The organism is Bradyrhizobium arachidis (assembly GCF_024758505.1).
GTDB classification, from domain to species: domain Bacteria; phylum Pseudomonadota; class Alphaproteobacteria; order Rhizobiales; family Xanthobacteraceae; genus Bradyrhizobium; species Bradyrhizobium manausense_C.
Genome location: NZ_CP077970.1, coordinates 3,526,417 through 3,547,015, shown reverse-complemented (window position 1 = coordinate 3,547,015; position 20,599 = coordinate 3,526,417). Strand labels below are relative to the sequence as shown.

Annotated in this window: 22 protein-coding genes; 10 read left to right on the top strand and 12 right to left on the bottom strand. The window is 64.0% G+C overall.

Annotated features, from left to right (window positions below; all coding sequences use genetic code 11):
• Positions 1-931: 931 nt before the first annotated feature.
• The 4 genes from KUF59_RS15880 to fliL are packed head-to-tail and all read right to left on the bottom strand — an operon-like array spanning position 932 to position 3,880.
• The gene (locus tag KUF59_RS15880; RefSeq protein WP_212457483.1) at positions 932-1,705 is read right to left on the bottom strand and encodes a MotE family protein; all 774 of its coding nucleotides are present in this window, start codon (positions 1,703-1,705) and stop codon (positions 932-934) included.
• A 9-nt stretch (positions 1,706-1,714) separates the two neighbouring features.
• The gene (locus tag KUF59_RS15875) at positions 1,715-2,164 is read right to left on the bottom strand and encodes a DUF6468 domain-containing protein (protein ID WP_212457484.1); all 450 of its coding nucleotides are present in this window, start codon (positions 2,162-2,164) and stop codon (positions 1,715-1,717) included.
• A complete protein-coding gene (gene fliM / locus KUF59_RS15870) occupies positions 2,161-3,363 on the bottom strand; it encodes a flagellar motor switch protein FliM (RefSeq protein WP_212457485.1) in 1,203 nt (400 codons plus the stop codon). Before fliM ends, KUF59_RS15875 begins: the two co-directional genes overlap by 4 nt.
• A gap of 19 nt (positions 3,364-3,382) precedes the next feature.
• Complete coding sequence (fliL, locus tag KUF59_RS15865) at positions 3,383-3,880, bottom strand: flagellar basal body-associated protein FliL (RefSeq protein ID WP_212457486.1); 498 nt, start codon at positions 3,878-3,880, stop codon at positions 3,383-3,385.
• A gap of 385 nt (positions 3,881-4,265) precedes the next feature.
• On the opposite strand from fliL, the gene flgF reads away from it, so the two are divergent.
• From flgF to KUF59_RS15840, 5 genes are all read left to right on the top strand, one after another.
• On the top strand, positions 4,266-5,027 hold the full coding sequence (gene flgF / locus KUF59_RS15860) for a flagellar basal-body rod protein FlgF (protein WP_212457487.1): 762 nt from the start codon (positions 4,266-4,268) through the stop codon (positions 5,025-5,027).
• 21 nt (positions 5,028-5,048) lie between these two features.
• Positions 5,049-5,837: a flagellar basal-body rod protein FlgG gene (gene flgG / locus KUF59_RS15855; RefSeq protein WP_212457488.1), complete on the top strand. Its 789-nt coding sequence runs from the start codon at positions 5,049-5,051 to the stop codon at positions 5,835-5,837.
• Positions 5,838-5,840: 3 nt separating this feature from the next.
• Positions 5,841-6,938, top strand: a complete 1,098-nt coding sequence (gene flgA / locus KUF59_RS15850; protein WP_408918097.1) for a flagellar basal body P-ring formation chaperone FlgA — start codon at positions 5,841-5,843, stop codon at positions 6,936-6,938.
• Between the two features lie 3 nt (positions 6,939-6,941).
• Entirely contained in the window at positions 6,942-7,706 is a 765-nt protein-coding gene (flgH, locus tag KUF59_RS15845; protein ID WP_212457490.1) for a flagellar basal body L-ring protein FlgH, read from the top strand.
• A gap of 182 nt (positions 7,707-7,888) precedes the next feature.
• Positions 7,889-8,278: a ClpXP protease specificity-enhancing factor SspB gene (locus KUF59_RS15840; RefSeq protein ID WP_212457491.1), complete on the top strand. Its 390-nt coding sequence runs from the start codon at positions 7,889-7,891 to the stop codon at positions 8,276-8,278.
• A 120-nt stretch (positions 8,279-8,398) separates the two neighbouring features.
• On the opposite strand, the gene KUF59_RS15835 is transcribed toward KUF59_RS15840, so the two are convergent.
• The 3 genes from KUF59_RS15835 to KUF59_RS15825 all read right to left on the bottom strand — a co-directional run bounded on the left by KUF59_RS15835 (position 8,399) and on the right by KUF59_RS15825 (position 10,705).
• Positions 8,399-9,178 carry a 2-keto-4-pentenoate hydratase gene (locus KUF59_RS15835; protein ID WP_258769667.1) on the bottom strand — a complete coding sequence of 260 codons (780 nt, stop codon included), beginning with the start codon at positions 9,176-9,178 and terminating at the stop codon, positions 8,399-8,401.
• 335 nt (positions 9,179-9,513) lie between these two features.
• Positions 9,514-9,879, bottom strand: coding sequence for an RNA polymerase-binding protein DksA (dksA, locus tag KUF59_RS15830; protein ID WP_085966600.1), 366 nt, complete (start codon positions 9,877-9,879; stop codon positions 9,514-9,516).
• Positions 9,880-10,093: 214 nt separating this feature from the next.
• On the bottom strand, positions 10,094-10,705 hold the full coding sequence (locus KUF59_RS15825; RefSeq protein WP_212457493.1) for an NAD(P)-dependent oxidoreductase: 612 nt from the start codon (positions 10,703-10,705) through the stop codon (positions 10,094-10,096).
• Positions 10,706-10,881: 176 nt separating this feature from the next.
• Here KUF59_RS15825 and KUF59_RS15820 point away from each other — a divergent pair, with 176 nt between their 5' ends.
• Positions 10,882-11,253: a winged helix-turn-helix transcriptional regulator gene (locus tag KUF59_RS15820; protein ID WP_212457794.1), complete on the top strand. Its 372-nt coding sequence runs from the start codon at positions 10,882-10,884 to the stop codon at positions 11,251-11,253.
• 192 nt (positions 11,254-11,445) lie between these two features.
• Here the strand turns inward: KUF59_RS15820 and KUF59_RS15815 are convergent, their stop codons facing one another.
• Complete coding sequence (locus tag KUF59_RS15815) at positions 11,446-11,859, bottom strand: flagellar assembly protein FliX (RefSeq protein ID WP_212457494.1); 414 nt, start codon at positions 11,857-11,859, stop codon at positions 11,446-11,448.
• A gap of 271 nt (positions 11,860-12,130) precedes the next feature.
• Here KUF59_RS15815 and KUF59_RS15810 point away from each other — a divergent pair, with 271 nt between their 5' ends.
• From KUF59_RS15810 to KUF59_RS15795, 4 genes are all read left to right on the top strand, one after another.
• Positions 12,131-13,255: a flagellar basal body P-ring protein FlgI gene (locus tag KUF59_RS15810; RefSeq protein WP_212457495.1), complete on the top strand. Its 1,125-nt coding sequence runs from the start codon at positions 12,131-12,133 to the stop codon at positions 13,253-13,255.
• Positions 13,255-13,632, top strand: coding sequence for a flagellar assembly peptidoglycan hydrolase FlgJ (gene flgJ / locus KUF59_RS15805; protein WP_212457496.1), 378 nt, complete (start codon positions 13,255-13,257; stop codon positions 13,630-13,632). Before KUF59_RS15810 ends, flgJ begins: the two co-directional genes overlap by 1 nt.
• A gap of 12 nt (positions 13,633-13,644) precedes the next feature.
• Positions 13,645-14,142 (top strand): hypothetical protein, encoded by a 498-nt coding sequence (locus KUF59_RS15800; protein WP_212457497.1) that lies wholly within the window; start codon positions 13,645-13,647, stop codon positions 14,140-14,142.
• Positions 14,143-14,284: 142 nt separating this feature from the next.
• Entirely contained in the window at positions 14,285-14,647 is a 363-nt protein-coding gene (locus KUF59_RS15795) for a hypothetical protein (protein ID WP_212457498.1), read from the top strand.
• Between the two features lie 9 nt (positions 14,648-14,656).
• Here the strand turns inward: KUF59_RS15795 and KUF59_RS15790 are convergent, their stop codons facing one another.
• The 4 genes from KUF59_RS15790 to KUF59_RS15775 all read right to left on the bottom strand — a co-directional run bounded on the left by KUF59_RS15790 (position 14,657) and on the right by KUF59_RS15775 (position 20,503).
• Positions 14,657-15,025, bottom strand: a complete 369-nt coding sequence (locus KUF59_RS15790; RefSeq protein WP_212457499.1) for a hypothetical protein — start codon at positions 15,023-15,025, stop codon at positions 14,657-14,659.
• A gap of 13 nt (positions 15,026-15,038) precedes the next feature.
• Entirely contained in the window at positions 15,039-15,407 is a 369-nt protein-coding gene (gene flaF, locus KUF59_RS15785) for a flagellar biosynthesis regulator FlaF (RefSeq protein ID WP_212457500.1), read from the bottom strand.
• Positions 15,408-15,697: 290 nt separating this feature from the next.
• Positions 15,698-17,986, bottom strand: a complete 2,289-nt coding sequence (locus tag KUF59_RS15780; RefSeq protein WP_212457501.1) for a DUF1522 domain-containing protein — start codon at positions 17,984-17,986, stop codon at positions 15,698-15,700.
• 228 nt (positions 17,987-18,214) lie between these two features.
• The gene (locus tag KUF59_RS15775) at positions 18,215-20,503 is read right to left on the bottom strand and encodes a DUF1522 domain-containing protein (RefSeq protein ID WP_258769666.1); all 2,289 of its coding nucleotides are present in this window, start codon (positions 20,501-20,503) and stop codon (positions 18,215-18,217) included.
• Between the last annotated feature and the right edge of the window lie 96 nt (positions 20,504-20,599).

The following is a 20,599-nucleotide window of genomic DNA, read 5'->3' as shown; positions in this document are numbered from 1 at the left end:
CCGCCGCGAAGGAGTTCGATACGTTCGAAGCCCGATGGCGCACTCGGATCGGAGACCGCTGACGGCTGAAGCTGGACGGCGCCGCGTCGAACTTCCGTGCTCGACGACATCGCGTGTTGAGCGGAAACCTCCGCACGCAGGCTCTCAGTGGTGCCTCTTGGTCAAATCTGCCCCAGGGGAACTCTCCTGTTCCGGGCATTCGTCAGCGCCACAATCTTCCTCAGACGTCGGCAACGCGTGCTGATGGTTCAACGTTGTTGCCCAGGCGGACGTCATCGCCACGACGAGAAGCCGGCCAACGGCCTCCATTACGCGTTCTGCTGCGGACGAGTAGTTCATGGCTGCCTCTCGCGCTGCTGATTGCGAATGGCCGAAGCCTAGGACCAGGTCTTGAGCGCCACTATACGCCATTTCACATTTGTGCGCGTCAACTCATCGCAGTCTCAGAAGCTGCCGCTTGCTTCGGCTGCATCCGCGACGGGCGTCTGATCTGTTGCTTAGGGGGTTGCTGAACGCGCGCACTCACAACCTTTGAGGCGTTGCGGTTCACGCGCGACTCTGAATCAGATGCAACTTCGGCGATACGAATCGATTGATTAACTCGGGGGTGAATCAATGAGCGGAGAAGCCGGTTGCATTGTATGTAGCAGGGCCAGAGCGGTCGTATCGATCGTTCCGATCGCCAGAGGATATGCCCTGAAGATGTATGAATGCTCCTGTTGCCACAGCACGCTGCAACTCGTGACTCGCGTCACGAAGGCCGCGCTGATCAAGCAGCACGACGAGACCCTTGCCGTCCAGAAGCAGTTGCATTCGCCTGGTCGTAGGGTGCAACAGGCGTTCGCGAACTAGACAAAGGCGTCTGGCCGGGCGCCAGTCGAACGACCACGCGATCGCGCGCCGGTTGCTGAAGCACGCCGCGCCGCGAGCCTCAATTCGGCTTTTGCGGCGCGATCGGGCGGCCGTCGATCTTGGGAAGGTCGGCGGCGTCTGCGGCGCGATCGCCACCACCCCCGCCGGCGCGGCGCGCCATCTCGACCGTCAGCCGCTCGGCGGATTCCGACTGCATCAGACCCATGATGTCGGACATCTTGCGCGGCGCGATCTGGGTCGCGATTTCGATCAGGACGCCCATCTCGAGGCGGTCGAACACGCGCGCTGCGTCCTTCGGCTTCATGCTTTCATACATGATGACGAGGCCCTTGAGCCGCTGCGCCTCGGCCGCCTTCTGCTCGGCCGCGGCAGCCGACATGCGCGACTCCGAAGCCTTCATCTCCTCGACCTTGGACTCGATGCGCTTCTCGGCCGCCTTCAGCAGGCTCTCGCGAATGTCGACCTCGCGCTGGCGCGATTCGAGCTCCTGCCGGCGCGCCTGCAGACGCTCGAGGATCGCGCGCTCGGACGGCGAGACCTGCGACTGCGGCTCGTCGATCTTGACCACGGTGCCCTCAGGCTTGCTCTCGGGCGCTGCGGGTTTCGGTGCTTCCTTCGGCGCGCCATGCGTCGAACCGGTGATGTCGAGATCTTCCCGCCCGGTCGGGAAGTTCAAATTCTCCTCGGCCCAGGACTTCTTGCCGGATGCGCTCGGTTTGTAGTCGAACACGTAGCCGCCATTGACCACGAGCCCCGCGACCTTCAGCGTAGCGAGGCCCGCGACCGCAACCAGAACGACCGGGATGACGCGGATATTACGAAAGGATTTCATGCAGGCACTTTATGCGGCGATCCCGTTCGACCTTCTGCGCTCGGAGAACGCTTCGGCGGCGGCGGCGACCGCCTTGGCGGCGGAGGGTTTTGCGACCGGAGCGGCGGTAACCGTTTCCGGATGCGTGACGGGACGCGCCGCCAGCGTGATCTTGGAGAGCCGCCGCACCACATTATCGGCCTCGCCGAGCTGGCGATAGAGCTGCTCCGACATCTGCGTCGCGGCCGAGAGCTGGCTGCCGAGGTTTTCGTTGACGTCACGCACCGCAAGCTTCAGGCCGCCGATCGCGCGCTCGGCGATCTCGGTCGCGGTGATGAGCTCGGCGATGACGGCCTTCAGCGAATGCTCGTCCGCCTTCAGCCGCGTCAGGCGCTTGTTGAGCACGATGCAGTAGCCGATCGTCAGCATCAAGAGGACAGCCACCAGCATCTCGATCGCCATTCCCAGGGAGTGGTTCATTGGGCCTCCATCATCTTGTTCTGCTCGTCGACCTTTTCGAACATCGCAAGCGTCGTCGAAGGCTTGCGCAAAGGCTTTGTGACGCGGATCGCGACGCGGTCGCCGACGCGGCCCATCCGTCCTTCGGTCAGCGTGACCTCGCCGCAGCGGACCGAAACGGTGGCGTCGGCCCGCATGTCGAGCGGCAGTGTGTCGCCGACCTTGAGCCGCATCAGCTGCTTCAAGGGAATGTCCGCCTCGTAGAGCACCGCATCGACCGCGATCTCGGCCTGCACGATCTCGGTGGCAAAATGGCCTTCCCAGATCGGATCGCGGCCGAACTTTTCGCCCATGAACATCTGCAGCAGAACGCCGCGGATCGGTTCGATGGTGGCGTAGGGCAGCAGCAATTCGATATTGCCGCCACGATCTTCCATGTCGATGCGCAGGCGCACGAGGATCGCAGCGTTCGCGGGACGGCTGATCGCGGCAAATCGCGGATTGGTCTCGAGCCGGTCGATGGTGAAGGTCACCGGCGACAGCGGCCGGAATGCCTGCTCGGCATCGGCCAGCACCACCTCGATCAGGCGCTTGACCAGTTCGGTCTCGATCGTGGTGTAGGGCCGGCCCTCGATGCGGAGCTGGCTCGCGCCGCGGCGACCGCCGAGCAGCACATCGATCATGGAATAGATCAGGTTGGAATCAACCGTCGCCATCCCGAAATTTTCCCACTCCTCGGCCTTGAACACGGAGAGGACGGCCGGCAGCGGGATCGAGTTCATGTAGTCGCCGAAGCGCACCGAGGTGATGCGGTCGAGCGAGACTTCGACGTTGTCGGAGGTGAAATTGCGCAAGGAGGTCGTCAGCAACCGCACCAGGCGGTCGAAGACGATTTCGAGCATCGGCAGACGCTCGTAGGAGACCATCGCCGAGTCGATGATCGCGCGGATGCCGGAATGGTCGTCGAGCGTGACGTCGCCGACGGTGAAGCCGAGGAGATTGTCGATCTCCTCCTGCGACAGCACCCGCTCGCCGGAATTCTTGCTGCTGCCGAAGTCGCGGCTGCCGTCTTCGACCATGGCCGCCCATTGCAGGGCCATGGTCTCGGATAATTCGTTTTCGGCAGCAGCCTTCGCGGCCTCCGCGGGATCCTCGGAATCGAGCGAGGCTTCCCATTGCGCGGCTATGGCATCCTGGTCGACTTGATCATTGCCCGCCATGGCTATCAGCCCATCAGCCCTACTGAACCACGACTTCCTTGAACAGCACCGCGCTGACCTGGATCGGCGCGACCGCGGCGTTGACGCGCCTGGTCAGCTCCTCCTTCAGGCGGAAGATGCCGGCCGAGCCGTTGAGGTCGGAGGGGCGCAGCTCCCGCACATAGGTCTGGAAGATGTCGGTGACGCGCGGCATCGTCGGCTTGATCGCCTCGATCTGCTTCTCTTCCTTCAGCTCCAGCACGATCTTGAGCCGCAGATATTGCACCCGCTCGCCCGGCGCGCCGGCGAGGTTGACCATCATGTCGGGCACGTCGACGAAGGCCGGCGGCTTCGGTGGCGGTGCGGCCTCGGCATGGTGTTCGTCATCACCGTGACGGAAGAAGAAGAACCAGGTCGCAGCACCGCCGCCGAGAACGGCGAGCACACCGACGATCATGATGATGAGCTTGAGCTTGTTCTTCGGCGGAGCGGCACCTTCGCCTTCGGCGGCTGCTGCGCCTTCTTCGTTCTCTGCCATGACCGCCAGGCCCGCTCATTAATATAAAGGGTCTGAGCCCGATGCCTGCTGGCAGCCTGCGACGCGATACAGATGCCCCAGCGCGAACCGCGCTCCCCTCACGCAAACGCTACGGTAATCATGGTTAACAGAACCTTTCGATCGGCCTCCCACTAGGAAAAATCTGCCGGGCAAACATGGTCAACAGAACCTTTCTGCCGCCTCTCCGCAGCCTCATCGAACGATCAAACAATTGAAAAACAATCATTTTTCGCGTTGGCACGGCTTTCGCTGAGAGAGGGCCGAGGCCGGATGGTTTGGGAGAGCCCGAAGGTCTCATCGGCGGGTCGGCCAAGACGCTTGGGAGAGCGGCGCGGAAGACCTCTACTTCAGGGGAGATCGACCGATGCAGAACGCGCTTCTGATCGGCTTGGCACGGCAGGTCACGTTGGAACGGCAGATGGACACCATCGCCAACAACGTCGCCAATGCCAACACCAACGGCTTCAAGGCCGACCGCTCGCTGTTCGAGGAGTACCTCAACTCCGGCGCGCGCGAGGACAATTTCATCGGCTCCGACCGCCGGGTCTCCTATGTGCAGGACCGCGGCACCTTCCGCGACGTCAGCCAGGGGCCGATGGAGCAGACCAAGAGCCCGCTCGACGTCGCCATCAGCGGCGACGCCTATTTCGCGGTGCAGACCGCCGGCGGCGAGCGCTACACCCGCGACGGCAAGTTCTCGATGAACAATGTCGGCCAGCTCGTGACGTCGGACGGCAATCCCGTGCTCGGCAATGCCGGCCCGATCACTTTCCAGCCGACCGACCACGACATCAACATCGCGCCCGACGGAACCGTGACCGTGCTGGAAGGCTCCGGCAAGGCCGACTCGATCCGCGGCAAGATCCGCCTCGTCGCATTCGACAACCCGCAGCGGCTGGAGAAGCTGGGCTTCAATCTCTACGGCACCGGCCGCGCCACCGCGCAGGCCGACACCAAGTCCACCGTGCAGCAGGGTTTTGTCGAGAAGTCGAACGTCAACTCGGTCGCCGAGATGAGCCGCATGCTCGAAGTGACCCGCGCCTACACCCAGCTCTCCACCCTGCTCCAGCAGCAGAGCGACCTCCACAAATCGGCGATCGAGAAGCTCGCCGACGTTCCAGCGTAACGCCACCAGGGGAAAACTGACATGCAGGCGCTTCACACCGCAGCGACCGGAATGGCGGCACAGGAACTGAACGTTCAGGTGATCTCCAACAACATCGCCAACCTGCGCACCACCGGCTTCAAGAAGCAGACCGCGGCGTTCCAGGACCTGATCTACGAGCACATCCGCCGCGTCGGCGCGCAGTCGTCCGACCAGGGCACCATCCTGCCGGTCGGCGTCGACATCGGCGGCGGCGTCAAGACCGTCGGCACGCCGCGCAGCATGACGCAAGGCACGCTGTCGCAGACCGGCAACGATCTCGATCTCGCCGTCTCCGGCGAAGGCTTCTTCAAGATCCTGCAGCCCGACGGCTCCTACCAGTACACCCGCGACGGCACCTTCCAGATGGACAATCAGGGCCGCATCGTCACCGCGCAGGGCAACCCGGTGCAGCCGACGATCACGATCCCGAACAACGCCTCGGGCATCTCCGTCAGCATGCAGGGTCAGGTCTCGGTCACGCTGCCGGGCTCGACGAGCTCGACCATCATCGGCCAGATCGGCGTGACGCGCTTCATCAACAAGGCGGGCCTCCAGCCGGTCGGCAACAACCAGTTCACCGAGACGCCCTCCTCCGGCGCGCCGCAGGACGGCACCGCGAACTCCGAAGGCTACGGCCACATCACGCAAGGCAGCCTCGAACAGGCCAATGTCGACGTCGTCTCTGAAATGAGCGACCTGATCGCCGCCCAGCGCGCCTACGAGATGAACGCCAAGGTGATCAGCGCCGCCGACCAGATGATGCAGTCCACCACCGCGCTGTTCCGCTGAGCCATGACGATGCTGAAGACAATCGCAACCCTCATCGCCCTGCTCGCGCTGACGCTGCCCGTGCGCGCGGCCGACGACGTCATCGCGCAGCCGACGCTGCGGCCCAGCATCACCGTGACGTCCGACGTGGTCCGCGTCGGCGACCTCGTCGAGAATGCCGGCTCGGCCGCGCTGATCCCGGTCTATCGCTCGCCCGACCTCGGCACGACGGGTGCCCTGCCGGTCGCGCAAGTGATCAACGTGCTGCGCGCCAAGCAGGTGATCGGCGTGATGACCGGCGACATCAAGGAAGTCTCGGTCACCCGGCTCGCCCGCACGCTCGCCAACAAGGATCTGGAGCTTGCGATCGCCTCTGCGCTGGAGCGCCGCTTCGGCCTCGGCGAGGCCGCCAACATCAGCGTCACGCTCGACCGCGGCTTCTCCGACGTACGGCTGGACGCCACCAACACCGGCGCACTGCAGCCGAGTGCCGTCCGCTACGACCCGCGCAGCACCCGCTTCGATCTGACCTTCGAGATCCACAACGACGCCAGCGCCGCGCCGACCAAGCTGCGCTTCACCGGCACTGCGGTGGAGACCGTGGAAGTCGCCGTGCTGACCCGCGACATCGACCGCACCGAGATGTTGAAATCCTCCGATGTCGCGACCGAGCGCCGCCCGCGGGCGGAGGTCACCGGCGAAGCCGCCTCGCGCGAGCGCGCCGTCGGCATGCAGCTCCGCCGCCCGATGCGCGCCGGCACGCCGCTCCGGGTCGCCGACATCTCCAGGCCGGATCTCGTGCAGCGCGACCAGAACGTCACCATCATCTACCAGGTGCCCGGGCTCTATCTGACGACCCGCGGCAAGGCCGTCGACAATGGCGCCGAGGGCGACACCGTCAGCGTGCTCAATCTCCAGTCCAAGCGGACGCTGATGGGCGTTGTCACCGGCCGCGGCCAGGTAACGGTCCAGGGCGCAAGCCAGTCCGCGCCGATTGTTGCACCGGCCGAGCAAACCTCCTCGCTGCAGCGCGAAGCCCCAGTACTCCAGCGTGACGAAAGCCGCCCGCCCGCAGCGCTCGCCAAAACCCAGATATCGCAAGCTCAAGCCAAGTCAGAGTAAGTCATGTCCCAGTTCGGTTCCGCCGCCCGTCTTCGTCGCATCGTCCTCTCCGGCGCTCTGCTGGCCACCTTTGCCTTCGCGAGCGGGTGCTCCTCGATCGACCGCCTGTCGCAGATCGGTGAGCAGCCAAAGCTGTCGGCGATCGACAATCCGACGGCCGCGCCCGGCTACAAGCCCGTGCAGATGCCGATGCCGAAGCCGGAAGTGGCCTCCTACAACCCGAACTCGCTGTGGCGGAACGGCAGCCGCGCCTTCTTCAAGGACCAGCGCGCCCGGCAGGTCGGCGACCTCCTGACGGTGACGGTCAACATCACCGACAAGGCCAATATCGAGAACGACACCTCGCGCAGCCGCACCAGCAAGGAAGATTCAGGGATCACCGATTTTATCGGCTCCAAGACGGTCACGCAGCCCCTCAAGATCCTGCCCGGCCGCATCCTCACCACCGATTCCACCTCCTCCAGCGAAGGCAAAGGCAGCGTCGACCGCAAGGAAGCCCTGCAAACCAACGTCGCAGCCGTCGTGACCCAGGTGCTGCCGAACGGCAATCTCGTGGTCGAAGGCAAGCAGGAGATCCGCGTCAACTTCGAGATCCGCGAGCTGATCGTCGCCGGCGTCGTCCGTCCCGAGGACATCCAGAGCGACAACACCATCGACTCCACCAAGATCGCCCAGGCCCGCATCGCCTATGGCGGCCGCGGCCAGATCACCGACGTGCAACAGCCGCGCTACGGCCAGCAAGTGATGGACGTGCTGCTGCCCTTCTAAGACTTTCTCCCGAGCTCCCACATCTCGTGTCGCGAACCTAGGCGCGACCCGCGATGTTCTACGCGGCCCTCGCTAGCTCCCCTGGCGAGGGCCGCATGAATTTCCACCGTGCCTTGCGAGCGCAGACTTGAACCAAGATGGGCGACGCTGCCACTGAAGGATGAAGGAATGCAGCCAGGCCCATGAAATTGCACATCAAGATGATCACGCGACAACTCTTCCTTCTCGAAGCCCTCCTCGCCCTCACCTCCCCTGTGCGCGCCGAGGTTTGCGGGATCGTGCTGCGGCAGGCGGAGTCGATGGCGACGCTAAAGCTCGCCTCGGAGGAGCGGCCGATCCACGTGCAGTTCAAGACCCGCGCCCCCGGCGTGAGGATACCAGTCGACCTGATCGAGAAGCATCCGGACGAGTTGGCGATCGTGCTTCAGCACGAGTTCCACAAGCTCACCGTGACGGACGACGGCTTTGAGGTCGGCGTGTGGTTCAAGCGTCAATACAAATGGCTGGTGGTGCCGTTCGACGCGGTCACGGGTTTCTGGGACATGGACCGGCCGGTGTGCGGAGGACGGTGAGCCGGCCACCTGTCATTCCGGGGCGATACGAAGTATCGAACTACGGTGCGCAATTGCGCACCTGAGAATCTCGAGATTCCGGGTCTGGTGCTTTCGCACCATCCCGGAATGACGTGCTTATCACGTAAACTGCGCCTTGACCGTGCCGAGGCCGTCGAGTTCCATCCGCACCTTGTCGCCGGGCTTCAGCCACAGCGTCTTCACCAGGCTCCCCGTCAGCACGAGTTGACCGGCATGCAGACCCTTGCCTTCGGCGGCGAGATGATTGGCGAGCCAGGCAAGTGCGTTGTGGGGATGGCCGAGCACGTCGGCGCCGGTTCCCTTGCTGACCTCCTCGCCGTTGAGGATGACGCGGCCGGCGACCGCCTTGAGGTCGGGCACAGACGAACGCGGGACAGCCTCGCCAAGCACGCAGCCGGCGGCGAAGAAATCATCCGCGATCGGCGTCGGCGCACCCATCGTCTCCCACTTTACATAGCGGTCGTCGACGATCTCGATTGCGGGAGCGTAGGCATCGACCGCCTCTTCCACCCATTCGGCGGTGAACGGCGCTTCGCCAGGGGCAAGGTCGCGCTTCAGCCGCACGCCAATCTCGCATTCCACGCCGACGCGGACATAGTCGGAGGCGGCCAGTTTTGCGCCGCTGTCATATACGCCCTTCTCGAACACGCCGCCGGCGCAGGGGTGCGGGATGCCGATATAGTCCTGCATGACCTGGCTGGTGCAGCCGATCTTGTAGCCGACCAGCGCGCCGACATGCGGCAAGAGCAAGTCATGCAGCGCGCGCTGGACCTTGTAGCCGTCAGCCTCGTCGGCGGGCGGAACCTCCAGCGGCGCGAGCGGCGCACGGTTGCGCCGCGCCAGCGCGATCGCCTTTGCGGCTGCTAGAATTTTGTCCATCGGCGCCGCCTCCCACGCTACGCAACTCAGGTCGGGCAGTTCAGCACCCCGGCTGCCGCCTGACAAGCGCTCGCTGCCCCTCACCTCAAGACCTGAATCGATCCCGTTGGCCGGACTCGCGAAACCGCCCTCAGCTCAAGTGAAGGCTGTTTCTCATCCGAGTTCACGTGAGGATGAAGGAGTTGAGTCTAGGGCGTTGATCGCGATTCAATTTTCGGGATCGGCGCGATGGGCTGACACGCGCCACGGCAATCGGCGCGTCAATGACGGGCACGGCACGAACATGCGCGCCAAATGCGTCTTTATGAGGAGCCGCGCGGTAGCGCGACGCCGCTCTATTCGTCGCGATAGACCTTCTCGCGCTTCTCGTGGCGCTCCTGCGCTTCCACCGAGAGGGTTGCTATCGGACGCGCCTCGAGCCGCTTCAACGAGATCGGCTCACCGGTCTCCTCGCAATAACCGTAAGTGTTGTCCTCGATACGCTGCAACGCCGCGTCGATCTTGGCGATCAACTTGCGCTGGCGGTCGCGGGCACGCAGTTCGATGGCACGGTCGGTTTCGGACGAGGCCCGATCGGCGAGATCGGGGTGGTTGACGTTCTCCTCCTGCAGAGCCTGCAGGGTGAGCTTGGACTCTTTGAGGATCTCATCCTTCCAGGCGAGGAGCTTCAAACGGAAGTACTCCTTCTGCCGGTCGTTCATGAAAGGCTCTTTTTCGGTCGGTCGGTAGTTTTTCAACTTTTCCAAGGGCGGCCTATCTTTCTAAGCAACGACTCGCACGGACCAAGGTCCGTTGAGCCGGGGCTTATATAGTGGCCTCATGTGACAGACAATATTTCCCTGATCCCGCGGTTACCGCCCCCAAGCCCTTGCACAGGAAGGTTTATCCGGAAGGGCACGGGGGCGGCGGGCAGGTTCAGTAGCCGACCGTAAAGCGAGCCCGCTGATGGGCCGGGCGCTCGATCTCATCGGCCAGCGCGATGGCGTAGTCGGCGAAGGTGATCCAGCTTTTTCCGTTCGCATCTGCGAGAAGCTGATCGGTCCCGAGACGGAACTTTCCGGTCCGCTCGCCTTCGACGAACAGGGCGGACGGCGAGATGAAGGTCCAGTTCAGGTCCTTTTCTTGCCGCAGCAAGTCCAGGAACTCCGAGCCCTTCTCCGCCTCGGCCTTGTATTGGGCGGGAAAACCGGGAGTTGTGACCAGTTTCACGCCCGGCGCGACCTCGAGGCTGCCGGCACCGCCGACCACGAGGTAACGGCCGACCTTCGAGTCCTTGGCGGCGGCGATCAGCTTGTGGGGATCGCTGGCAAGGAAGTGGACGGAACTGACGGCGACGTCGTGCCCGGCCCAAAGTTTCGTCAGGCCGGCCTGGTCGAGCACATCCCCCTTCACGGCCGTGACATCAGGCAGCTTGGCGATCTTCTCGGGGTTGCGGGCGATGGCGGTGACGGTATGGCCGCGGCGGGATAGTTCCTTGGTGATCTCCGAACCGGCCCGACCCGAGGCACCGGCAACTGCGATTTTCATGGAAGGCTCCTTGGCTTGTCTGGTACTCGTATAGTAACCAACGGAGACTAGATATCGCAAAGAACGCTGGTGTTAAGAGAGCACTTTGTGCTTACCTGATTACGCCCAGGTAACTTCAAATGTAACTTCAAACGTAACTTCAAGCCAACCGGAACGACTTGCGAGGAATGAGCGACATGAAACCGGACGTCTACGCTGCCAACTGCCCGACGCGTCAGATCCTCGATCGCGTCGGCGACAAATGGGCGGTGCTGATCCTCCTGCTGCTGCGCGAGGAGCCGATGCGTTTCAATCAGTTGCGCCGAACGATTGAAGGCATTTCGCAGAAGATGCTGAGCCAGGTTCTCAAGTCACTTGAACGCGACGGGCTGATCAGACGGCGTGCCATCGCAACCGTGCCTGTGACGGTGGAGTATTCGATCACGCAGCTCGGCCTGACGCTCGCCGCCGCCGTCGATCCGTTGCGCGATTGGGCCGAGCAGAATCTGAAGGACGTGCTCGCCGCCCAGCGCCGTTACGATGCGCAGCAGAAGCAGGAAGCGGCGTAAAGGAGGCCCACAGGGGCCCCGTCATCCTGAGGTGCGAGCTGCGCGGCGCGAAGCACCGCGCGGGGAGCCTCGAAGGATGTACGGCCGAGGTGTAGCAACGCTCGCTGATGTCTTCACGGTAGCAGCCGGGCCGTCGCCCTTCGAGGCTCGCCCTGCGCTGCAGGGCGCGCACCTCAGGGTGACGGATAACGACTACGCCTGCCCGGCCTTGGCGAGCTCGACTTCCACGCGCAGCTCGATCTCGGACAGAACCGCATCCAGCCCGGGATCGCCGGATGACGACTTCAGGTTCGCAGCCGCGTCGCGCAGCCGCATCACCGTCGAGGAGTCGAGATTGCCGGAGAGCAGGCCGAGCTTGAGGTCGTCGAGCACGTCGAGCGCAGTGCGGCCGCGGGCGACCGAGCGCTTGCGGCGCTCGACCGGATCCTCCTCGATGCCTTGCAAGGCCAGCAGCGCATCGATGTTGGCGGCGGCCTTCGGCGCGGCCGCAGCGCGAGTCTCCTGCGTCGAGGAGGTATCGGGCAGCACGAAGGTGCTGGAGCCCGTCCGCTTGGCCTGGCCAGCGGGCGTTCCAAGCGTCGTGCCGTTCGGTCCGTAGATGCGCATCGGTTGGAATCCGGGTGATCGATCGAGCCGCAGCTTCGCCGCTTTATGGTTAATGACGCGTAAACAGCCCGGCAAAATCTGCCGACAGGCGGCAGTTTCGCTCCTCAAGGCGAACGCCTCCTGGAGCTGATCAGAAGACATTTAGTCAATCCCCTCAAGCACCTAATCGCGTCGCATCGCTCTGGCACAGCGCTCGCATGGAGGAAGGCGGACCGCATCGTCATGGGAGTGTCGAAAGGTCCGAATGTTGAAGGGCCTCGGGGAGCAGAGGATGTCAGGCGTTCGTTGGGCAAGGGTTTTGGGAGTGGCTTGCGCCGCGCTGTCAGCGCTGGCGTTCACAGTCGCATCCGCTGGCGCGACCTCGCGCATCAAGGACCTCGCCAACATCGAAGGCGTGCGGCAGAACCAGCTCATCGGCTATGGCCTCGTCGTCGGCCTCAACGGCACCGGCGACACGCTCAACAACATCCCCTTCACCAAGCAGTCGCTGCAGGCGATGCTGGAACGCATGGGCGTCAACATCCGCGGCGCCACCATCCGCACCGGCAACGTCGCCGCCGTCATGGTGACGGGCAACCTGCCGGCCTTCGCCACGCAAGGCACCCGGATGGACGTCACGGTGTCGGCGCTCGGCGACGCCAAGAACCTCCAGGGCGGCACCCTGCTCGTTACCCCCCTGCTCGGCGCCGACGGCAACGTCTATGCCGTGGCCCAAGGCTCGCTCGCGATCTCCGGCTTTCAGGCCGAGGGCGAAGCCGCCAAGATCGTACGCGGCGTGCCCACGGTCGGACGTATCGCCAACGGCGCCATCATCGAGCGCGAGATCGAATTCGCGCTCAACCGGCTGCCGAACGTCCGCCTGGCCCTGCGCAACGCCGACTTCACCACCGCGAAGCGCATTGCGGCCGCCATCAATGACTATCTCGGCGTCAAGACCGCCGAGCCGCTCGATCCCTCGACGGTGCAGCTCTCCATTCCGGCGGAGTTCAAGGGCAACGTCGTCGCCTTCCTCACCGAGATCGAGCAGCTCCAGGTCGATCCTGATCTCGCCGCCAAGATCGTCATCGACGAACGAAGCGGCATCATCGTGATGGGCCGCGATGTCCGCGTCGCCACCGTCGCCGTTGCGCAAGGCAATCTCACCGTCACGATCTCGGAGAGCCCGCAGGTCAGCCAGCCCAACCCGCTGTCGCGCGGCCGCACCGTGGTCGCGCCGCGCACCGGCGTCAGCGTCACCGAGGACGGCAAGAAGTTCGCCGTCGTCAAGGACGGCGTCTCGCTGCAACAGCTCGTCGACGGCCTCAATGGTCTCGGCATCGGCCCGCGCGACCTCATCAGCATCCTGCAGGCGATCAAGGCCGCCGGCGCGATCGAAGCCGATATCGAGGTGATGTGATGGCGACCGGCATGATCAACTCCGCCTCCCTCGTCTCCTCGGCTTTCTCCGTGCAGAGCCGCAACGGGCGCCCGGATTTCGAGCTCGCCGCGGCGCTGCAAAAGGTCTCGCCGCAGCAGCAGGCACGCGCCCAGAAGACCGCCACCGACTTCGAGGGCATGTTCCTCAATGCGATGTTCTCGCAGATGACGTCGGGCGTGAAGGGCGAAGGCCCGTTCGGCAGCACGACCGGCACCGGCGTGTGGCGCTCGATGCTGACCGAGCAATATTCGAAGAATTTTGCGAATGCCGGCGGCGTCGGCATCGCCAGTGACGTCTATCGCACCCTCATCCTCCAGCAGGCCAAAGCCTCGCCGAACATCGCCCGCTCGGCGTAAGGATCGAACGACATGAACCACTTCAGCGCGTCACGTCAGCCGATGCCCGCCCAACGCCCGGCACCCGCGCCCGGCAGCACTGAGGCCCACAGGCTCGCCAAGGAGCTGATGGACGCGATGAACGCCCTGCTCGGCCTGGTCGAGCGCGAGACCGAGCTGGTGCGCGCCGGCAAGCTGCGCGAGGCGATGGCGTTCGAAGCCCAGAAGCAGGAACTGTCGCGCCGCTATGTCGGCGCCGTCGGGCAATTGAAGGCGAACCAGGCCCAGCTCGCCAAGTCGGCGCCGGAGCTGCTCTCCACGCTGCACCGCCACCACGATGCCTTCCGCGCCATGCTCCAGGTCAATCTCACGGTGCTCGCGACCGCCCACGCGGTGTCCGAGAGCGTCGTGCGCGGCGTCAACGCCGAGATCCAGAAGCGCAACGTGCCCAACACCTATACCGCCGCCGGCCGTCGCGCCGCACCGGGCCCGCGTCACATCACGCCGCTCGCCGTCAGCCGCTCGCTCTGAGCTGACAGACTTTATTAAAAGTCGCGCCCCGAATCAGGCGCCCCGTTAGCCATAATTCCTAACCAGACCTTTAAGACTGCCGTTCCATAGTTGCGGCCAGTGATGGGTTGGGATTTGACTCGCGAGGCACCAGGAGGGCGCCATGAGTACAGATTTCAGCATTCGGCCGGTGGGGATCCCGGCCCCCGTGCAGATCGCACCGACGCCCGGTCCGGCGGCGAACGAGGCTGTGCAAACTGACTTGCCCGCGAGCCAAACGGTGAGCGCGAGCGAGGCTGGCGCGAGCGTGCGCAACGATCTGCAGCACAACGAGAATATTTCCCGGCAGGTCGTGTTCGACCAGGCGGCAGCGTCGTTCGTCTTCCAGGTCGTCAACGACAAGACCGACGCGGTTGTGAATCAATTTCCTGACGAGGCCATGCTGCGGCGGCGAGCTTATTTCCACGCCCTCGACATGAGCAAATCCGAGCCCTCGCGTCCGATCAGCACCGACCGCAGCGCCTGAGCGTCGCTGTCAGCTATCCTGGGTCGCGTAGGCCGTATCCAGATACGTCGTGCCGGTCGCGGGATCGGTAACGACGTTCTTGATGACCGCCTGCCCCTGCTTGCTCAGCGTGAACTTCGTATCGCCGAAGCGGAACGAATTATCCTTGATCAGCACCTGCTGATACTGAGTAGTCCCCTCGCTCTGGTATCTGATCTGCGCGCGAAAGCCGCTGACATTGGTGATGCTGAGCGAGAACGATTTCCCGTTGGCATACTTGCCGCTCCAGGTGCCCTGATAGGCATCCGGATCGACGGCGACGTACTTGCCGCTGGTCGGCGCGGACGACAGAGCACTCGAACGATACGACTTCGACAGGATGCTCAGGATGTCGGCCACGGGCGCGCCCCCGTTACGGACGGCCGGAGAGACCGGCCGCGATGTTGCGGTTGATCTCGATCAGGGGACGGAAGTGATCGAACTGCGGGCTCATTTGTAGCGCAGCGGTCTGGCTCAGCACGAACACGCTGATGTTGGCGATCTTCTGCCGGACGTCGAGCGGCTGCGGATTGTTCTCGCGCATCGCTTCGCTGAGGAAGATGGTCCAGAGCTTGCGGTTGAACATCAGGGCTTGCATGGTCTGCTCGCTGAGCGGATCAGCATTGTTGATCGCATCCTGCAGCTTGTTGGCGGCCTTGAGCAGCGTCTGCGCCTCGATGTCTCGAGGAGATGCAGTAGTCGTGGCAACACGCGCGTAGGCCGAAGCAGCAGAATTCGACATTCGTCACCCTGGAGGTTTCCTCGCCCAATACACAGGCTTAAGGATTTCTTTCCCAACCCTAGGCAGCACCGCTTAAGATTTGCTTACGTGACACGATGGAAGCCCCTCCGGAGAATTACGGGTCGCGGATGCTTCCACTTCTCGAAACTAGATTCGCTCGCGCAGGCTGTAAACGGTGATGCTCGTTACGTGAAGATTTGAGCTAATCGTGTCTTGACGATTTCACTCAAACAAACGGCGGAGCATTGGCTCCGCCGCGACGATTTGAACGACGGTTCTCAGCCTTCCGATTAGCGGAGGAGCTGCAGCACGCTCTGCTGCGACTGGTTCGCCAGCGACAGCGCGGAGACCGCGATCGACTGACGCGTCGACAGCGCCTGGCTGTTCGCCGCTTCCTCGTTGGTGTCGGCAAGCGTGAGATTCGACGAACCGGTCTGCAGCACGTTGATCAGGTTCTTCGAGAAGTCCTGACGCACCTGCACGATCGAGAGGTTCGAGCCGAGCGCCGAACCTTCCGAGCGCAGCGTGCTCGACGCCGCGTTGAGGCTCGTGAGCACCTTGTTGGTCGCGCCGTTGTCGATGAAGTCGACACCGCTGACGAGGTTGCTGAGTCCCAGGCCGGCTGCGTTGAACACAACGCCGTTGATGCTGAGCGTCGAGCTGCCGGTCTCGTTGAAGACGAGCTTCAGCGTGTCGCCGTTGAGCAGGTTGACGCCGTTGAACGAGGAATCCTGCGAGGTCGTGTCGATCTGCGCAAGGATGTTGTTGAACTGGTTGACCAGGTTCGCACGCGCAGTCTGTGCGACCGGATCTTCGATCGGCGGCTGTGCGGTGGTGAAGGCAAGTGTCCCGGTGATGGTGCCGCCGATCACGCCGCCCGCGAGCGCCGAGCCGAGCGTCGAGGAGGCATATTCGTTGACGGTGGTGACCGTCAGCACGCCGTTGGCATCGATCGTGGCGGTCAGATGGTTGGCCTGGAGCGCGACGTTGAGCTGGTTCAGCGTCTTCACGGTGCCGTTTGTGCCGTCACCGATCGTGACGTTCACGGGCGTGCCGCCGTTGAAGGACGTGAACGTCAGCGTCTTGCCGGAGATACCGCCGATACCGGAGGTGCGCTCTGCGGTGAACGCGGTCGCCGTCCCGGTGTTGCCGGCGAGGCCGAACACGTTCAGTGCGTTGCCGGTGCCCGTGATCGAGAGATCGGCGTTGATACCGGTCGAAAGCTTGAGCTGGCCGGACGAATTGATCGTCGAGTTGGCCTGGCCCGACGTTGTCGACAGCGTCGCAACGCCGTTGGCGGCGATGCTTGCGGTCTGCACACCCGTCGCGAGATCGATCGCGTTGAGAGTATCGGTGACGCTGGCGGCCTGGAGGTAGACCGTCGAGTTGCCGTTGCCGTCGGTGATGACGTTGCCGGTCTTGCCGTAGCCGGTCGGGATCGCGGGGGCACCCGCCGATCCCGGCACGGGAGCATTCTTGAAGGTGATGATGTGTCCATCGACGTTCAGCGTGGAGCCGTCCTGGACCAGCTGGCCGAGCGAGCCGGCACCGGTGGTGCGGTTCACGTTCACCGAGGCATTGCCGCCGCCGGTCGCCGTGGTCAGGCCGAGGGCCTTCAGAAGATCGGCCTTGCCGGTGACGCTGAGGTCAGCACCGGTGGAGCTGCGCAGCGTGACCTTGCCGGCCGAGGTGACACCGATGTCGGAGGCGGTTTCACCGGCGCTGGTGCTGATCGTCGCGGCACCCGCGCTGATCACGGCAACCTTCACACCGCTGGCGATATCGATCGCGGTCGAAAGGTCGCCGACGGTGCCGGTCGGCGCCGCGGTGGTGCCGAGATAGACCGTCGAATTGCCGTTGCCGTCGGTGACGATGTTGCCGCTGACGCCGGAGCCGTTCGTGACGGTCGAGGTCGTCGGAGCTGCACCGGCGCGGAAGGTGATGGTGTGGCCGTTGACGGTCAGCGTGTCGCCGTCGGCCGGCTGGGCATTGCCGACGAGACCGGTCGCAGTCGCAGCACCGTTTGCGATCAGGGTGATGGCGGGGGTGATCGCCGTGGTGCCGTCGCCGGCGGTTGCCGCCGCGCCGGTCGTCACACCCTGCGGTGCGCCCAGGGTCGCCGCCGCGGTCGCCGCGGTCGTACCACCCGGCGCGCCTGCGTAGAGAACGTTGCTGCTGGCCGTCGCACTCGCGTAACTCGTCGTGCCGCGCAGATCGGCCGGCGTTGCGCCGGGGATCGTGGTCGAGACGTTCGACTTGGTGGAGTAACCGACGGTGGTCTGGAGCGCCTGGTTGGCGATCGATTTCGCGCTGTCGATCAGCTTTTGCAGCGAGGTGATGCCGGTATTCGCCGCCTGAAGCACCTGCACACCGTTGTTGATACCGTCGAGGAGGTTACTGATGTCGCTCGCCCGGTTGTCCAACCCCTGTGCAGTGAAGAAGTTGGTGGGATTGTCGAGCGCCGTGTTCACCTTCTTGCCGGTGGCCAGGCGCTCCTGCGTCGTGGCCAGCAGGTCGGCCGTCGACTGCAGCGACAACAGGTTCTGGCGAACCGACGCCGAGAGAACGATGTTGGACATTGGCGGGTCTTCCTCTTGAAGCGCGATACCGGGTACGAATCGGGGCTCGCCGATCTGGAAAGCGGGCTTTTGTCCAGTTGTAGGGTCTGTCCTTTAAAGTATGGTTAACGACGACTTAAGCGTTACGGTTAGTGGCGGGTTAACGCCAAAACGACCTCCCGGACGGCAAAAAAGAGCGGCGGGGCAAAGGCCCCGTCGCTCGATTTATTTAGTGATTTCAGCTGCTTATTAGCGGAGCAACTGAAGGACGCTCTGCTGCGACTGGTTTGCCAGCGACAGCGCGGAGACCGCGATCGACTGGCGGGTCGACAGCGCCTGGCTGTTGGCCGCTTCGACGTTGGTGTCGGCAAGCGTCAGGTTCGACGAACCGGTCTGCAGCACGTTGATCAGGTTCTTGTTGAAGTCCTGACGCACCTGCACCACCGAGAGGTTCGAACCCAGCGTGGAGGATTCCGACCGCAGCGTGCTCGAGGCAGCGTTGAGGTTGGTGAGCACCCGGTTGGCCGCCGAGTTGTCGATGAAGTCGACACCCACGACCAGCGCGGCGAGGCCCAGACCCTTGGAGTTGTAGGTCACGCCGGTGATGTTGAGGCTCGACTTGCCGGTCTCGTCGAACACCAGCTTGAGCTGGTCGCCGTTCAACAGGTTGACGCCGTTGAACGAGGAGTCCTGCGAGGTCGTGTCGATCTGGTTGAGGATGTTGTTGTACTGCGACACCAGGTTGGCACGCGCGGTCTGGGCAACTGCGTCCTGAACGGGGGTCGAGGCCGTCGAGAAGGTCAGTGCCGCGGTCAGGGTACCGCCGATCGTGCCACCCGCCGTCAGCGAACCGATCGTCGACGACGCGTAGTCGTTAGAGGCAGTGATCGTCAGGCGGCCATTGGCGTCGATCGTCGCAGCTAGGTTGTTGGCCAGAAGCTGCGTGTTGAGCTGATCGAGCGTCTTGACGGTGCCGTTGGTGCCGTCGCCGAAGGTGACGTTGACCGCCGTGCCGCCGTTGAAGGAAGTGAAGGTCAAGGTCTTGCCAGCGATGCCGCCGATGCCGGAAGTACGCGCGGCGGTGAACGCACTCGCCGTGCCGGTGTTGCCGGCGAGACCGAACACGTTCAGGGCATTGCCCGTGCCGGTGATTGACAGGTCGGCGTTGATGCCGGTCGAGATCCGGAGCTGGCCGGAGGTGTTGATCGACGAGTTGGACTGGCCCGTGCCGGTCGACAGCGTCGCGGTGCCGTTGGCGGCAATACTGGCCGTCTGGACGCCGGTGGCAAGGTCGATCGCGTTCAGGACGTCGGCGACCGTACCGGCCTGCAGATAGACCGTCGAGTTGCCGTTGCCGTCGGTGATGACGTTGCCCGTCTTGCCATAGGTGCTCGGGATCGCGGGAGCACCCGCAGAGCCCGGAACCGGAGCATTCTTGAAGGTGATGGTGTGACCATCCACGTTCAACGTCGAACCGTCCTGCACCAACTGACCGAGCGAGGCCGCGCTGGTGGTGCGGCTGACGCTCACCGACGCGTTGCCGCCGCCGGTCGCGGAGCTGAGGCCGAGAGCCTTCAAGAGGTCCGACTTACCGGTGACGCTGAGGTCGGCGCCGGTTGAGCTGCGCAGCGTCACCTTGCTGGCCGTGGTGACGCCAACGTCGGAGGCCGTCTGACCGGCGCTCGTGCTGATCGTCGCGGCACCGGCGCTGATGACGGCAACCTTCACGCCGCTGGCGAGGTCGATCGCGGTGACGAGGTCGCCGGTGGTCGCGGCCGGCGTAGCGGTCGTGCCGAGGTAGACGGTCGAGTTGCCGCTGCTGTCGGTGACGATGTTGCCGCTGACGCCCGAACCAGCCGGAACAGCGGTGGAGGCCGGCGCAGCACCGGCACGGAAGGTGATCGTGTGGCCATTGACGGTGAGCGTGTCACCGTCGGCGGGCTGGGCGTTGCCGACCAGGCCGGTCGCGGTCGCCGCACCGTTGGCGATCAGGGTGATGCCGGCCGAGAGAGCCGTCGAACCGTCACCGGCGGTTGCCGTAGCACCCGTGGTAACGCCCTGGGTCGCGCCCAGCGTGATGGCCGAGGTCGCGGCATGGGTGCCGCCCGCAGTGCCGTCATACAGCACGTTGCTCGAAGCGAGAGCGCTGGCGAAGCTGGTAGTGCCGCGGAGGTCGGCGGCAGTTGCACCCGCGATCGTCGTCGAGACGTTGGACTTGGTGGAATAGCCGACCGTGGTCTGCAGCGCCTGGTTGGCGATCGACTTCGCGCTGTCGATCAGCTTCTGCAGCGAGGTCAGGCCGGTGTTGGCGGCCTGCAGCACCTGCACGCCGTTGGCGATGCCATCGAGCAGGTTGTTGATATCGCTGGCGCGGTTGTCGAGCGATTGGGCGGTGAAGAAGTTGGTGGGATTGTCGAGCGCCGAGTTGACGCTCTTGCCGGTCGACAGACGGTTCTGAGTGGTGGCGAGGAGGTCAGCGGTCGACTGGAGAGAAAGCAGGTTCTGACGAACCGACGCAGAGAGAACGATACCGGACATAGTTTTACCCTTCTGGCTTACGCGTCTTCCTTCGATCGCGATGGATCGAGTGACGAGGACAGCCTGAGGGATCATGGCTAACAAAGGGTGAAATGG

Coding starts and splice junctions, on each gene's coding strand:
- KUF59_RS15880 (WP_212457483.1), bottom strand. CDS start 1,705: ATGAAATCCTTTCGTAATATCCGCGTCATCCCGGTCGTTCTGGTTGCG.
- KUF59_RS15875 (WP_212457484.1), bottom strand. CDS start 2,164: ATGAACCACTCCCTGGGAATGGCGATCGAGATGCTGGTGGCTGTCCTC.
- fliM (WP_212457485.1), bottom strand. CDS start 3,363: ATGGCGGGCAATGATCAAGTCGACCAGGATGCCATAGCCGCGCAATGG.
- fliL (WP_212457486.1), bottom strand. CDS start 3,880: ATGGCAGAGAACGAAGAAGGCGCAGCAGCCGCCGAAGGCGAAGGTGCC.
- flgF (WP_212457487.1), top strand. CDS start 4,266: ATGCAGAACGCGCTTCTGATCGGCTTGGCACGGCAGGTCACGTTGGAA.
- flgG (WP_212457488.1), top strand. CDS start 5,049: ATGCAGGCGCTTCACACCGCAGCGACCGGAATGGCGGCACAGGAACTG.
- flgA (WP_408918097.1), top strand. CDS start 5,841: ATGACGATGCTGAAGACAATCGCAACCCTCATCGCCCTGCTCGCGCTG.
- flgH (WP_212457490.1), top strand. CDS start 6,942: ATGTCCCAGTTCGGTTCCGCCGCCCGTCTTCGTCGCATCGTCCTCTCC.
- KUF59_RS15840 (WP_212457491.1), top strand. CDS start 7,889: ATGAAATTGCACATCAAGATGATCACGCGACAACTCTTCCTTCTCGAA.
- KUF59_RS15835 (WP_258769667.1), bottom strand. CDS start 9,178: ATGGACAAAATTCTAGCAGCCGCAAAGGCGATCGCGCTGGCGCGGCGC.
- dksA (WP_085966600.1), bottom strand. CDS start 9,879: ATGAACGACCGGCAGAAGGAGTACTTCCGTTTGAAGCTCCTCGCCTGG.
- KUF59_RS15825 (WP_212457493.1), bottom strand. CDS start 10,705: ATGAAAATCGCAGTTGCCGGTGCCTCGGGTCGGGCCGGTTCGGAGATC.
- KUF59_RS15820 (WP_212457794.1), top strand. CDS start 10,882: ATGAAACCGGACGTCTACGCTGCCAACTGCCCGACGCGTCAGATCCTC.
- KUF59_RS15815 (WP_212457494.1), bottom strand. CDS start 11,859: ATGCGCATCTACGGACCGAACGGCACGACGCTTGGAACGCCCGCTGGC.
- KUF59_RS15810 (WP_212457495.1), top strand. CDS start 12,131: ATGTCAGGCGTTCGTTGGGCAAGGGTTTTGGGAGTGGCTTGCGCCGCG.
- flgJ (WP_212457496.1), top strand. CDS start 13,255: ATGGCGACCGGCATGATCAACTCCGCCTCCCTCGTCTCCTCGGCTTTC.
- KUF59_RS15800 (WP_212457497.1), top strand. CDS start 13,645: ATGAACCACTTCAGCGCGTCACGTCAGCCGATGCCCGCCCAACGCCCG.
- KUF59_RS15795 (WP_212457498.1), top strand. CDS start 14,285: ATGAGTACAGATTTCAGCATTCGGCCGGTGGGGATCCCGGCCCCCGTG.
- flaF (WP_212457500.1), bottom strand. CDS start 15,407: ATGTCGAATTCTGCTGCTTCGGCCTACGCGCGTGTTGCCACGACTACT.
- KUF59_RS15780 (WP_212457501.1), bottom strand. CDS start 17,986: ATGTCCAACATCGTTCTCTCGGCGTCGGTTCGCCAGAACCTGTTGTCG.
- KUF59_RS15775 (WP_258769666.1), bottom strand. CDS start 20,503: ATGTCCGGTATCGTTCTCTCTGCGTCGGTTCGTCAGAACCTGCTTTCT.